Source organism: Moorena sp. SIO3I6, from assembly GCF_010672095.1.
Genome location: NZ_JAAHHU010000085.1, coordinates 15,264 through 29,075, shown reverse-complemented (window position 1 = coordinate 29,075; position 13,812 = coordinate 15,264). Strand labels below are relative to the sequence as shown.

Annotated in this window: 10 protein-coding genes; 1 reads left to right on the top strand and 9 read right to left on the bottom strand. The window is 43.0% G+C overall.

Features of this window, described 5'->3' with window-relative positions:
* Positions 1-125: 125 nt before the first annotated feature.
* Positions 126-680: a choice-of-anchor E domain-containing protein gene (locus tag F6K49_RS22320; protein WP_293021843.1), complete on the top strand. Its 555-nt coding sequence runs from the start codon at positions 126-128 to the stop codon at positions 678-680.
* Between the two features lie 50 nt (positions 681-730).
* Here the strand turns inward: F6K49_RS22320 and F6K49_RS22315 are convergent, their stop codons facing one another.
* The 9 genes from F6K49_RS22315 to F6K49_RS22275 all read right to left on the bottom strand — a co-directional run bounded on the left by F6K49_RS22315 (position 731) and on the right by F6K49_RS22275 (position 13,560).
* Positions 731-2,215, bottom strand: coding sequence for a glycosyltransferase family 39 protein (locus tag F6K49_RS22315; RefSeq protein WP_293100220.1), 1,485 nt, complete (start codon positions 2,213-2,215; stop codon positions 731-733).
* Positions 2,216-2,237: 22 nt separating this feature from the next.
* Positions 2,238-3,098 carry a sulfotransferase family 2 domain-containing protein gene (locus F6K49_RS22310; RefSeq protein ID WP_293100217.1) on the bottom strand — a complete coding sequence of 287 codons (861 nt, stop codon included), beginning with the start codon at positions 3,096-3,098 and terminating at the stop codon, positions 2,238-2,240.
* 229 nt (positions 3,099-3,327) lie between these two features.
* Positions 3,328-4,593, bottom strand: coding sequence for a lipopolysaccharide biosynthesis protein (locus F6K49_RS22305; protein WP_293100213.1), 1,266 nt, complete (start codon positions 4,591-4,593; stop codon positions 3,328-3,330).
* Positions 4,593-5,735 carry a hypothetical protein gene (locus F6K49_RS22300; RefSeq protein WP_293100210.1) on the bottom strand — a complete coding sequence of 381 codons (1,143 nt, stop codon included), beginning with the start codon at positions 5,733-5,735 and terminating at the stop codon, positions 4,593-4,595. The genes F6K49_RS22305 and F6K49_RS22300 overlap by 1 nt, the downstream gene beginning before the upstream one ends.
* 160 nt (positions 5,736-5,895) lie before the next feature.
* The gene (locus tag F6K49_RS22295; RefSeq protein ID WP_293100207.1) at positions 5,896-6,858 is read right to left on the bottom strand and encodes a glycosyltransferase; all 963 of its coding nucleotides are present in this window, start codon (positions 6,856-6,858) and stop codon (positions 5,896-5,898) included.
* A gap of 107 nt (positions 6,859-6,965) precedes the next feature.
* Positions 6,966-8,459 carry an O-antigen ligase family protein gene (locus F6K49_RS22290; RefSeq protein WP_293100204.1) on the bottom strand — a complete coding sequence of 498 codons (1,494 nt, stop codon included), beginning with the start codon at positions 8,457-8,459 and terminating at the stop codon, positions 6,966-6,968.
* Positions 8,443-10,662 (bottom strand): polysaccharide biosynthesis tyrosine autokinase, encoded by a 2,220-nt coding sequence (locus F6K49_RS22285; RefSeq protein ID WP_293043379.1) that lies wholly within the window; start codon positions 10,660-10,662, stop codon positions 8,443-8,445. Before F6K49_RS22285 ends, F6K49_RS22290 begins: the two co-directional genes overlap by 17 nt.
* A gap of 84 nt (positions 10,663-10,746) precedes the next feature.
* Entirely contained in the window at positions 10,747-12,192 is a 1,446-nt protein-coding gene (locus F6K49_RS22280; RefSeq protein WP_293100201.1) for a glycosyltransferase family 4 protein, read from the bottom strand.
* Between the two features lie 141 nt (positions 12,193-12,333).
* Positions 12,334-13,560 (bottom strand): glycosyltransferase family 4 protein, encoded by a 1,227-nt coding sequence (locus F6K49_RS22275; protein ID WP_293067960.1) that lies wholly within the window; start codon positions 13,558-13,560, stop codon positions 12,334-12,336.
* Between the last annotated feature and the right edge of the window lie 252 nt (positions 13,561-13,812).

The window sequence follows — 13,812 nt, the reverse complement described above, 5'->3', positions numbered from 1 at the left end:
AGTCAGAAGTCAGAAGTCAGAAGTCAGAAGTCAGAAGTCAGAAGTCAGAAGTCAGAAGTCAAACTCTTGCGCTTACTTAGGTTTGAGACTTTTGTCATGTCCGCGCCTGCCCTGGCGACTGCTATATCAACCCGTTCGACACCAGTCTCGGTACCCTTGATTCCGTGACCATAGAATTTAACGGGCTAATGTCAGGGGACCCACGGAGCGAAAGCCTAGACGCAAAGCCAGCAACTCTGACTTGGAATCTGGAAGGCTTATTCACATTGGTCGGACCAAATAATACAACCCTGTTCACACAGACAGCAACAGTAGGAGATTCAGCCCAAGTCGCTGCCTATGATGGCACATTAGATTTTCAGGGTGAGTCTGCAGTTTCATTTATCGGACTAACCGTTAATGTATTCGGTGATAAGACCTTCACAAATGGTTCCGTGTTTAATGCATTCCTGGGCACTGAACCCGTAGACTTTTTGTTCTCTGCGAAAACCATATCAATTATTAACGGAACCGCTAATATACTCAATGCGATCGCAACAAAAGCCCAAGGGGATGTTCAGGTTACTTACAACTACACACCATCAGAGCCAGAGTCAGTACCAGAACCCGCGACTCCCCTTGGCTTAGGTTTAGTCCCAGGACTAAAACTGTTGTGGCAACGAAAGGCTGAAGATTGTTAATTGTTAATAGCCAATTTTAAAGTGGTTTAAGTGATATCTTTGAAAGCCACTTAGTCTAAGGCTGTTTCGGTGTCCTTAGGGGTGACCAAAAATACATCGATATAACTTTTATACCCGATCTCATTCTTGAATACTTGATGGTTTTGGATTTGAAATCTTTTCCTGAGCTCATTCTGTAATTGCTCAGTGCTATCTGGGTTTCTGTTATTATTATGTACCAGCCACAGGCGTGATGGAAATGGTGACAAACTTTGTTCCCACTCCTCTAAATCTAAAACCTGAATAGGTGCTGAACCCTGATAGTAATGATTTAAGGCAAGACGCGGGCGAGGATAACCGATGTGTAAAGCAATGACATCTTCCGGTTGCTCATTAATCGTAATCATTTGTGACACACTGCGCCAATCGTGACGGTACACCTTGGTATAGTAATGCTCCAACCCACCACCAACTGCCACGAAATACATCAGAGCGATCGCAATCCCTAATTTCCGTGCTCGATGCCAAATTTTGCTAAACCCTACTGCCAGCAAAATCAGCAGGTATGGAGCAATGAATAGCAGATAGCGTGGTAGCCAAACCGGACTAAAGATCCAAGACATTATAAACAGCACAGCTGTCGGTAAAAATCCCCAAGCAGCAAGCCAAAAAATGTGGGGTTTAAGCTGCCTATTAAATAGAGAAAAGCCCAGCAAACCAGCCAACATTATGGTATATAACTTGTAGAAATGTTCACTTACAGAGGACTGTAAAGACTTCAAGGGCCAATAGGCTGTAAATATCGTTAGTCGGGACAACACATTAACTAGGGTTGGTTTCGGGTTGTTAGCTGTCCAACCGTCAAAGAATGCAGATGAAGCAGTAGCGACCTGGAAAATCCATGGTAAGGACACAATACCAACAACTAGGAGTACTGCACCAACCCCTAACAAAACACGGTATCGCTTACGAAATTTCCACACCAGTAATAGACAATCTGGCAGTAGCAGCAAACAATTGAGTGGTGTAGTCAAAGTCGCTAAAAGCCGTGCAATCAGCCAGCAACTGATTGACACAGTGGTCATACGTTCCAGCCCATGAGTCAGAGCCAGTGTGCCTACTAGACCAAGGAAAGTACTTAAGCTGTACATCCGCACTTCTTGGGCATGGTTGATGAACACAGGCGATAGGGTTACTAGGAGAGCTGCAATCAGTCCAACTCGCTGTCCCACTAAACGACGACCAAGGCAATAGGTCAAGAAAACACTACCTAATCCAAACGGAATCGACAATCCCCGCAACCAGACATCACTCTCACCGAAAAACATCCAAAGCCGTAGAAGTATGAAATAGAGTGGGCGTGTCAGACGAAGCTTCTCTGGTATCGCTTTAGCGTCATGAATACTATAGAGTTCATCGATCCAAAGGCTCTCTGTACCAAGTTGATAAAAATACAACGTAACAGCTAATAGCAGAATCAAGGTAATGGGAATCCACTCCTGTAGCGAATTAACTCTAGCTAGTGGTGGAGAAAAAGATTGTGTTTTGGATTTCATATTCATATCAATTTGTCATTTGTTATTTGTATTGATATTCAGAATTATTTGAATTTAAAAAATTTTCGATTGCATACTCATATATTTCAAGATCAGGCTGACATATCCTTTGGATTTTTTCTAAAATTTTTTCAGTGATGACAGAAGATTGGTGCTTTTTTGATTTAGGATTACGATTTAAACTCCTAATCCTTAATTTTATGCCAAAGCGCTCTTCAAACTGTTTCAAAAATTTTTCTGGGTACTCTAGGAATCCGATCAGAGCAAATTTATGCAAATTTTCTTTAGCTTGATTAACAGCTTGCTCTGGGCTGTAGTCTCCTATCTCATGGTTACCTCCTAAAAACGTTACATATTTATGTCCTTGTGCTTGACCAAACTCTGAGTCTAAATACTCTTCGATTTCCATATCTATTTTACAATGTTCATGGCTTTTATAACGATTATAGAAATATTCGGAAATCCATCGTTTTACTGGATCTCTTAAAATAGTAATAAAGGCATAGTTTTCTTGAAAATGACGATGAGCTACTGAACTAAATACCAAGTGACCAGTAATGTAATTAACATTTTCCCGACACATAAAATAGACAAGTAAATTCTCTCGAAGCTTTAACACAACCGGGTCATCTACCCTACTCGATGATAAGTCTCGATCAATCAGTTTCTGAGCAGCCTTCAAAGATGCAGCGGCATCCAGATGACATAAATTACGGTCTCTGATATCCCAAGTAGCATAACAAGATTTAAGGGCTTTGCTAATTGACGATCCTCCACATTTAGGAATATGAATAAAAACAATATTTTCCTTCAAGCTTCCCTGAAACAAATTGCTAGTTCTGGCACTAACTTCCAGAAAGATACTATTGAACAAGTCATTCATTTTTTGTCTCCTATGTCATTAGAGTATTTATCAATTGGTTTAGAAAGTTATAGGTTTTAGGGAGCAGGAATCCCCCCTAACCCCCCTTAGTAAGGGGGGAAGGGAGCAGGGAGCAGGAACCCACCCCTAACCCCTCCCAGGAGGGGAAGTGAGGGAAGTGGGAAAAAAGTTTGTGTACCTCATAAGTATGGAAAATGCTATATAATACTGAATAAACGCGGACTTGATATTAATCAGACGACGCTGACCTTTTACCAAAGACGTATCGAATGATCCAAACCGCAAAAATTGGCATCGCTACTAATTGGGTGATCAGGACAGATACAGCTACCCAAAAAATTCCTCCTTGCATGACTAGGAGTAAGGAAGTAGTAAACACAACAGTGAAAATCACGTTCCAGCCTAGATCAATGTGAGCTTTATCCAGCGCTTGAAGTAGCCGAGATGTGGAACGAGACAAGGCAATTGGCAAGGCTGAAAAGCAAATCAAGATTAAAACAGGAATTGCCGTTACCCATTTTTCCCCAAACACAATTGGCACATAAAATGGAGCCAAACTAGTTTGTATAACAACCAGTGGTAATACAATTGCTCCAATCATCTTGAAACTCCCAAAGTATCGCTTTTTCAGCTCCTTTAAATCCTCACGAACTTGACAAAAATGAGGATACCAGGCGGAACCTAAGGCATTAATAACACTCTGACTAATCCCTAATCCAGCATTGAAGGCAAAAAAGTAAATCCCCAATACTTCCATACCGAGAAATCGACCCACTAGTAAATAATCGATGTTGAGTCTTAGCTTATTTAACAACTCAACTCCCAGCAGTTTGCTGCCAAAACTTGTAATGTTTTGCCATTGCTTCAAACTGACAGATTTAGGGGGTCGCCAAGGATGATTGGAATAGGTAATTACAATCCATACTGGATAGGATAAAACCATCGACCATACTACAGCCCAAACCCCCATATCCAACAGCGCTAAACCAACGATAATGATATTGCTGACTATTGCCTGTGCAGCATAACACCAAGCCCTAACGTTTAGTCGGTTTTCTCGTTCAATCAAAGCAGACTGAACCATGAAAACTGGAAACATTAAGTAAATTAGGGAAAGGGCACAGATGGGTAAAATCAGTTGGTTGTTGTCATAAAACCAAGCAATCGGATAGGAAGCAATACACTGAAGAATAGCTAGGGAAACACATAAAATCCAATTCAGCCAGTAGGCGGTATTACAGATAATCTCTAACTCTTGCTCATCAGCCTGAATCAGCTTAGCTCCAATCCCCGCTCTCAGGCTGAGAGTGTTAGCAAATTGAAAAGTAGTAACAATGACTGATACCATTCCATAATCATAGGGAGTGAAGACACGAGCTAGAGTAACCGTTGTCGCTAAACGGAAGATGCGCTGCACTAGTTCAGCACTTCCTAGCCAGCTAATGTTACGAATGAATTGGTCAGATGATAGCTGCTTGAGCTTTTTGATTAGCATTAGGATACAGGTACATTAGCAAAGGGAGGAGCTAAAGGCGCTCTAGGTCTACCGCCTCCACCTACGCGGTTTGGACTATTGTTAGTAACAATATGTAAAGATTGAAAGAGTTCCATAAAATCTTTGTAAAAGGGATTATTATGGTGAGCTTTAGCAAATAACCGATAACCATAAGCTGATTTAAACTCTTGTTTCACCCCTTTTTCCACAGCTAAAGCATAAGCATCTCTACCTGTTCCATCCACTACATAACCGCCATAATCTTGTAAAGCATGAAAAAGTTTTTTACCGGCTGGCGTAGTTATACCAAGACTTTCTTCTGTTACGTTAGGAGGAATTGCTAACAGAGATCCCATTACCAGTTGAGAATCCTTACCTTTATATTTAGATGGAGCTTTACGATCTGCTCTATCCGCAGGCCAGCGGTATCCAGGTGTAGGGCTTTGGGGATTGTAATTGAGGTATTTTCCCCAAAGTTCTATTTTTAAAACATGGCGAATTGGCTCGCTACCAGTCAACTCTCCCTTGCGTATCGTTCCACCTATAGAGGACAATCCAGAACCAAGATGACCTCCAGCAATACCTTGACTGTATAAATCTAAGTCTTTTTTTGGCCAGTGATAGCCATATACAGGACCACCTTTAACACAGCGAGCCATAGGTTCTAGTTGGATGATGGTGTGACCATCAGGCTGAAGCAAAGCAGCAGCATTATTGGGAGTAGAATACTTAGTGGGAGTGTTAATCGCATCCGGAACAATTAAATCATCAGGAATAGGAATAGATAAATTTTCATAGCTTGTCTGACCGCTACATCGCTTTGTCCAACTGCCAGGATTATACAAGGGTTGCAGTGGACTACCTGCGGGGATAATAAATAACAGATCAACATCTACAGAAGAACGGGCTGATCGAGGTAGATTAGCCGGTTTATACTTAGCATGACTACCAATCGGCATGTTCCAGATTGAGTCCTGAGAAAAGGGCCAGAGCCAGGGGTCACGAGTGGTAGGAGTGCTGCTCTTAGCATAAATTAAATTGTTGGGTGGTAGATAATTAGCCAAACCAATGCTTATAGCTATTGTTACCAGCAGCAGTACTCCTACTAAATACCTTCTGAATTTCCAAGATTTGAAGATCATATAAGGCTTAGTAAAATGCCGTTTTATATCAAATCTATTAGCATCGGTATTGCCTAACACAAGAGTGTTCGTTAAAAAGCAAAACCTTGTGGAGCTCAAGACTTTTGATAAATGACAAATGACAAATGACTATAAATGAAGGAAACAAGCGAACTTGATATCATGCAAAATTTGATAGTCGCTGACGCACACTGTAAGCCAGCTCTAGCACTTTGCCATAGCCCTCAGGTCCGAACCACTGCATCAATGCGATCGCTATACTCAAACGGATGTACTCTCGGGAGAAGCGTAGCTGAGGGTAATGCATGAGAGCTTGACGACGAAAATGATTAGCCATTTTGTAATCTTGATCACTACTTTGAATACATTTCCACGCTAGGCAGAGGTTAATATTGCCATAGCTTCGATTTCTTAAATGTAAGCTTTCAAAGGGAGCAGATTGAAAAGCTTTTTCAATGATTGTACGGAAGTCTTCTAGCCTTTTTACATAGTTTTTGGACTTATTATTTTGATGCTGGCGATAGCGAACTAAGGGTTCTTTTACCACAGCAAAAGGATAGCGTGAAGCGATCCGAAGCCACATGTCCCAATCTTCAGCCGCGCGAAGAGTTTGATCAAATACCCCTAGGCTCTCAAAGCAGTGGCGACGAACCATTGCTACACTGCCACATTCAACTATATTGTGTTCAACCAGCTTCTCCCAAACATTACCCTCGGCGTGATGTTCAAACACTCTACCTGTGGGTTTTCCGGTTTCATTGATATAGGCAACCCAGGTATATACCAGACCGACGTCTGGATTTTCTTCCAGAACAGACAGTTGTTTTTCTAGCTTAGTGGGCTCCCAAAGATCATCAGCATCAATGAATGCTATATAATCCCCCCTAGCATTAGCAATTCCCTTGTTTCGTGCTGCAGAAGCCAAGCCTTGATTGGCTTGGGAAATTAGTTTAACTCGCGGGTCAGCTATCTGAGAAATCCATTGCTCAGTATTATCTGTACTGCCATCATTAACAACTATTACTTCAAAATCATCATAGGTTTGATTGAAAACACTATCGATAGTTTTGGGAAGATAAGTCATGGCATTGTAGGTGGGAATAACTACAGAAATCTTTGGCATATCTATAAACTCCTAAGTTTTCTAGTTAGGTCACTAAATAGTTAAAAAACTAAAGTTAAAAAACTAAAATTAAAACACTAAAATTAAAACACTAAAATTACTAACCCTCAGTTGCCAACTCTAGTTGAGAACCGACTTTGTTTCACAGTACTAGTAACAACAGTACTATCAGAAGGTGGACGCCTCTGCCAGTTCCAACCTGCAATTGCCAACAAGGTATACCAGTAGAAAAAGAAATTGGTATGACTCCAGATGTTCTCGGTAATCATCCCTACAGGTATAGCCATAAGAGTTGCCAACAGGATAAAACACAAATCCCGCTGTCCACTTCCAGCAGGTGCATACCGAAGTAACTGAACAAGACGCACAAACTGAGCAAAGAGAAAAGCTAAAAAAGTCCCTAGACCCAGTAACCCACCTTCTACCAGACTCCGGACATAATCATTGTGGGGAAGAAGACCATTGGTACTAATGTGATCACTCAAACCCAGACCATAACCCAAGATTGGGACATGCTGCCATTGCGTCAGTAAGTAAGTCCACTGATCGAGCCGCCAATTAAAACTGTTGTGGTCTACCTTCGAGAGCAGAATCGCACGCCAGATATCAATGTCAGGATTGAGTAGCGGTGTGTTAGCAATTGATCCGAGGCGTTCTTGTCCAAACTCTGAACTTGCAAATAGTCCTATAACTAGGGCGAAAAATAGCAACCCACCGATTAGGTTAACTAGACTTAATCTAGGGGCAATCAAAACCAACACAAAAGTCGCCAACATCATCAAGCCAAATAGGGCTTTGGTACTCACAAAGAAAAAGGCGAGTAAACCTAGCAACAGAAGCCAGAGCAAACGCTGCTTTGAATGACTTAACTTCCAATAGGTCAGACCGATAAATAGCAATATAAAGGTAACGAAGGTATTGGGGTGACCCAGAGTCCCTCTGATTCGAGATGTTCCTCCAGAGATTGTGGCAGAGTGATTTGTAATTGGTGAAAGTATCGAAGGTAACACTGAAGGAATGATCATCTGGATCAAGGCTAATGTAAGTGGTAAAACAAGAGCCAAGAACAGCATATGGATAATTTTTTCAGGAGGAATTCGGTTTTTAAGCTGCATGATCAGCAGGTAGACCATCAGCCATGAAAATAGGCGCACCCACTCCCGGATACTCACTGAAATATACGAACTATCAAGTCCTAATCCTCCCAAAGCAAGCAGGATAACCCACAAACCCTGTAACCCTACCCAACCAGCAAATAACCACCAAAATTTATCAGTTTGAACCCTCCGACCTGTTAATAACATTACTGTCACGTAGAGTAATGTTAGAGCATCAAGCCCGATGGCAAATAGTGCTGGTAACTGTTGCTTTGAGAAAATATCAAGAGAGCTACGCAGGATTAACATACCCAGTACAATTTGCTCAAAGCTGGCAAAGCAGTAGACCAGCACTGCTACCATACCTGCGCCCAGGGCTAAAACCAGTAAAAGGGGATTAATGCCAGCCAGTAACCCTGTAACTATACCAACCCCTACACCGGCTGACCCTACCAAAACGGTAGGGTTAGGGAAACGACTCGGACCGTTATTGCTCCACATCATCTGAACCCCGCGATAAAACAGACTTCCCAGGCGCTACAGACTTGTTGAGGGAACCATTGAGATCGCTCAAACGCTTCAGGGATTTGGATAAAGACTGGTAACTCTGATCCGAATAGGAGTAAAATCTTTCAGTCTGAGCCGTCATCCCATTGATCACCACCCCTAGTATGGGCAAGCCATTATCTTTCAATTCTTTCAATTCTTCTCCTGCTTGAAGTAGGATGTCCTTTGGTGTGAAGTTGGGACGGGTAATCATGACTAATCCCTCACTATACCGACTTAAGGTATGAACATCGGCACAGCTACTAATGGGTGGAGTATCTATGATGACCAGATCATAATGAGTTGCTGCTTTGGCTAACAGATGTTTCATCGAAGCTGACTCTAGCACCCTAGAGGGGTTAGTAAACAGCCCACCAGAGGTCAAAATTGAGAGGTTTTCAATACTTGTGGGTTGCACTGTCTCAAACAGATTGATATCTCTGTCAATTACATCGGTCAGACCAGGCAATGGGGTTACCCCCAAGATCCGATGCTGCTTGGGCTTACGTAGGTCTGCATCAATAATTAATGTCTGCCGAGATAACATAGCTGACACAGCTGCTAAATGGGAAGCCACGATTGACTTACCTTCACCAGAAACCGTACTGCTGACCACAATCAGCTTCAACTTCTGTTGAGTCCGAAACTCTAGCTTCTTGAGGAGTAGGCGGTAAGGTTCAACTAAACTGAGATCATCCAAAAATTGTTCGGGATGCTTAAGACTCAGAGCAGATAACGGTATTTCCGGTAAGACTCCCAGTCTGGGAAGTTTCAGCAGTACCTCTGCATCAGAAACATCGTACAACTTGTTATCTATCACCTCCAGCAGTAGAATAATACCGATGGCTAGGGTAATTCCAGCAGCGGTAGCAAGTACTAGCACCACTTTCTTATTGGGTTCACTGGGTAAGGAGGGGACTTGAGCTTCAGCAATAATACGGATATTGCTAACGAGTTGAGCTTCAGCAATCCGTGCTTCCTCTAGTTTGTTTTGTAGAAATTTCAACGATTCAGTTGCTTCTTCTCGTTGGCGAACTAATGCCGTAAGACGTTGCTGTTTAATGGGTAGTTGCTCAAGATGATTCTGAAGTATAGCTCGCTCACGCTGTAAAACTTTTAGCTTCTCTGCCAGTGCTAATTGTTCAGTGTTAGAAATAATATATCTGGAGGTAAGCTCCTGACTCAACTGATCAGATGCTACATCGCTAGGGCTTATGGTCTGAGGGTTGGGGGCAATAGTAGCAATTTTATCATTGTAGAGTGAACGGATAGCATCTCGCTCTTCCAGCAACGATAGTACTGTGGGATGATTCTCGTTAAAACGTGAACGAACCGTAGCTAACTCGGAATCCAAATCTGCTAGCTTATCCCGTAATTTATCTAGTTGTTCATCTTGACCAACCCTTCCACCTACGTAGGCATTATTAATAGTATTAAAGCCTGTTAGTTGCTCGATTGCCTTCAGCCGGGCATTGATCTCTTCAAGTTGGGCATACAGAAGACGTTCCTGGTCTTCTACCTTAGCAAGACTCTCCACCAAGCTTTCGGTTTGTTCATTAAAGGAGACTAAACCACTACTTTTTCTATACTTGCTCTCCGCCACTTCTGCTGCTTCAGTCAATGCCCGTTGCTGAGGAAGCTCCTTCTCCAAAAACTCCCGTACTGCTCTAGCTTCTTGGCGAATTGCTTCAGTACTTTCGTAAACCATTGCGTTGGCAACAGCATTAAGCAACACAGTAGCTAATTCCGGGTTTTGATTCTGATAGCTGATTTCAAGAATGTTAGTAGCAGGAATATTTTTGACTGTTAAATCCTTCTTAAGTTCTTTAGGAGTTATTTTTGTCACTAAATTACTGACGTATTGTGAAAATACTTGGTCAATTGCTTGCTGCAGAATCCGTTGGGACTTAACCAGTTCTGCTTGATTAGCAATTGGGTTAGCCCCACCCGGTCCCCGGTTAGGCAATTGGCTAAGGTCACGACCTAAGGGAGAAACACTTACCTGTTTATTGTCAAGCATTAGCCTTGCTTTCACCTCATACACTGGTGAAGTATAGACTAGATAGGCGATCGAGGCACCAATTACGGAAGCAAAGGTAGCCAGAGCTGGCCAAAACCGACGCTTCAAGACTGATACTAAAGATGAAAGGCTGGTCTCCATTACACGTTTTTTAAGTCATTTGCTAATTGCTAATTGCTAATTGCAGCAATTTGAAAGTTTAAATTTGCCTTTTACCTTAATAGTTCACTTTTCTAGGGGGACCTTATTGAGTTCCTGTGGCTTGCTAGACAACAACAGGTCAAGTTGGAAGTTGACTTGTTCTAAGATTTGTTTACGTAAGGTTTTTTCCAAATTCTCTGCATCAGTCGGTTCCCGAGAATTCGTTTCTTCGTACAGAAGAGTAGTGAGTTCTTGTAGACAAGCTTGTAGACGCTGCCGTTTTTCAGGTGTCATAGTCATTGCTTTAGGCTTGAGTGTTGACTGGAATTCCTTACCTAGACTCACCTTTAGTTCAGTGGTAGGCTGCTGAATTGAGTCGTTTGTTTGCTGTGTGATCACAACAGGTGAGTCGGTAACTTTGGCATACAGGGCTAAGTGATCAGCAGTGATTTTTTCCCAGTTGTAGTTAGCTTGCACATATCGTTGTGCCTTCTTAGCCATTTTTGCCAACTCCAGAGGTTGCTGTATGCCTTGGGCTAGACAACGAACGCAGGAGTTAGGGTTTCCAGTCTCGAACAGCAGACCTCGCTCTTGACCAACAAGTTGCCGATGTGGCGGAATGTCACTTGCCACCACTGGGATTCCTTCCCGCATCGCTTCTAGCATCACTAGGGGCATTCCTTCTAAATCAGAAGGCAAAACGAAAATCCCTGCTCCTCGCATGATCTCTGATAAGCGAGATCCTTGGAGTTCACCCGTGAAGAGTATATCGTTATTTCCAGCTGCCATATTGACCAGCTTCGAGGTAAACTCAGGCATTTCACTGATACCACCAGCTAGAACAAGTTTCCATCCTGCAGGCTTGAGGGATTGAAACGCCTCTATCAGTAAATCGGGTCGTTTTTCCGGTACCAGTCTGCCTAGGAATAGAATATAACGTCCCTGTTGTAGTGAGAGGGATTTAAGATAGGGAAATTTCGGGTCTGACTCAGCATATATCCCTGGGGCGTTGGGGATGTCAATTGTATCAATGCCGTAGGTTTTCCAAAAATAAGACTTGAGATTGTTTGATACTACAACCAGTTCATGGGCATAGTTCACTGCCACCTTTTCTCCCAAGTGGATGATACTACTAGAAAGTCGGCCCCACTTAGCTCGTTGCCAGTCCAATCCATGACAGGTAACCACAATCCCTGTAGAAGAGGTAATTCTGGGAATCCAGCTAAACAGGGCTGGACCGACAGCATGGAAATGCACAATGTCATAGCGTTTGATAATTGAAGCGATCGCAGCGAAAGCAGAACTGGTCAACGCATCTAGCCCTCTGAATGATAAGGAGGGTAGGCAAATCACTTGCACACCTTTGTATTTATAAGAGGAAAACCAGGGGGTTTGGGTATAACTCGGTCGAGCGAACAGATCTACCGAGTGACCTTGTGCAACCATTTTGGGATAAACTTCCTGACAGCAGCGCTCAATTCCACCCTGTTTAGCCGGTAAACCTTTTGCTCCAATTACGGCAATTTTCATGATTTGCGATTCTCTTTTAGAAACGGTAGATGTAATCAGACATTGGATAGTAGACCTCTTGCAAAAGTCCCAAACTAGTCTCCACAATCCGTATTGCCTATTGCCTGATCGGAAGTACCCTACTTATGCAAGAAGTCTAATTTAAATGCATTCTGCGGTAGTAGTAGATGACACAGAGCGCTGTTTCCAACGATGCAACATGTCTTTGTAGACATCGCTGACGACTGTGTGGGCTGCATAGGGCTGGGCATTCCTGACACAGGACACAGCCGGATAATCCTCGGCATGTTGCAATACATGACCCAGAGCATTTGCGATCGCATTTGGTGTTCTTTCGTAGGCCACCATCCCACTGTCAGCACGGAGCAGTCTAGGGGTTTCACCACAGTTGGTAGTTACTACAGGTGTTCCACTCGAGAGTGCTTCCAGGACAACCATAGGAAGACCCTCGTAGGCACTGCTCAGTACAAAGGCGCTGCTGATCCGGTGCAACTGGGCTAGTTTTTCAAAGGACACGGACCCGAGCATGGTGACTCGCTCACAGAGCGCCAAACGAGCAATTTCAGAACGGACTTCACCAGCTAATTCTCCATCCCCTGCTATGAGCAGATGAAGACTCGGGTCGTTGAGCGCTGCGTACGCTCGCACCAGTAAAATGGGATCTTTCTGGGGATGAAGGCGACCTGCGAACAAAACAAAACGTGTCTGTTCTGGTAAACCTAGCTGCTGGGCAAGGAGTTTCCTTTGCTTCTCCTGTTCCCTCGCTTCTAACGGATAAAAAATCTCAGTATCAACTGTGTTTTTCAGAAAAGTGACACGCTCAGCTACAGCGGGGTAACGTTCCTGGTAGAATTTTGCTGATTCCGTATTACAAGAATAAATCTGGTCAAATTGCTTAATCAGGAAGCGCTCCAGTGCAAAATACCCTGCCGGAAAATACTGCCATAGCATGGCCTTCTTACTAGTGCCAGCAGCAATCTGCTGCTGAATATCATTGTGAATGAAAAGGGTCTTATCTCCATACCAGTTGAGAGCTGCTAGAGTTGGTTCAAGGCGATGGAAGTGGATAAAATCAGATGCCAAGCAACGACCTAACAAAGCTGCTGTATACTTGACAGTAGTCGGTATAAAGCCCCTAACATTATCATTGAGCATATTAAATAGGGGCATGAATTGGATTGACCGACCAGCATACTCAGTCTTTTGCCATACCCCTGTCGATGATTTGGGTTCTCCTGTTCCTACCAACCGCACCTCAAACTCACTCGGAGCATATTTAATGAAGGAGCGGATCACTGTCTGAATGCCACCGATGCTGCTATTCCATGGATTGAACTGGTAGAAAATCGTCAAAATGGGCTTACGCATGAATTCAAGTTGAGACTTTAACTAATTGCCTGAGGCAACAAAATCAGAGTGATTTGCGCCAACCACTGGTTTGAGGGGGTTCAACTTTTCCTGAAACCAGATGGATTGCCAAGTTGGCAGGATTTTCTAGCCTCGAGAGTATATTATTCACAATTCTGTTCTTTTTCACACAAAATTACTATGAAGTTTCTGTCAAGTATCTGTATATTTTTTGTGAATTTATTGTGGACAATAGTATTGCGGTAAGCATTC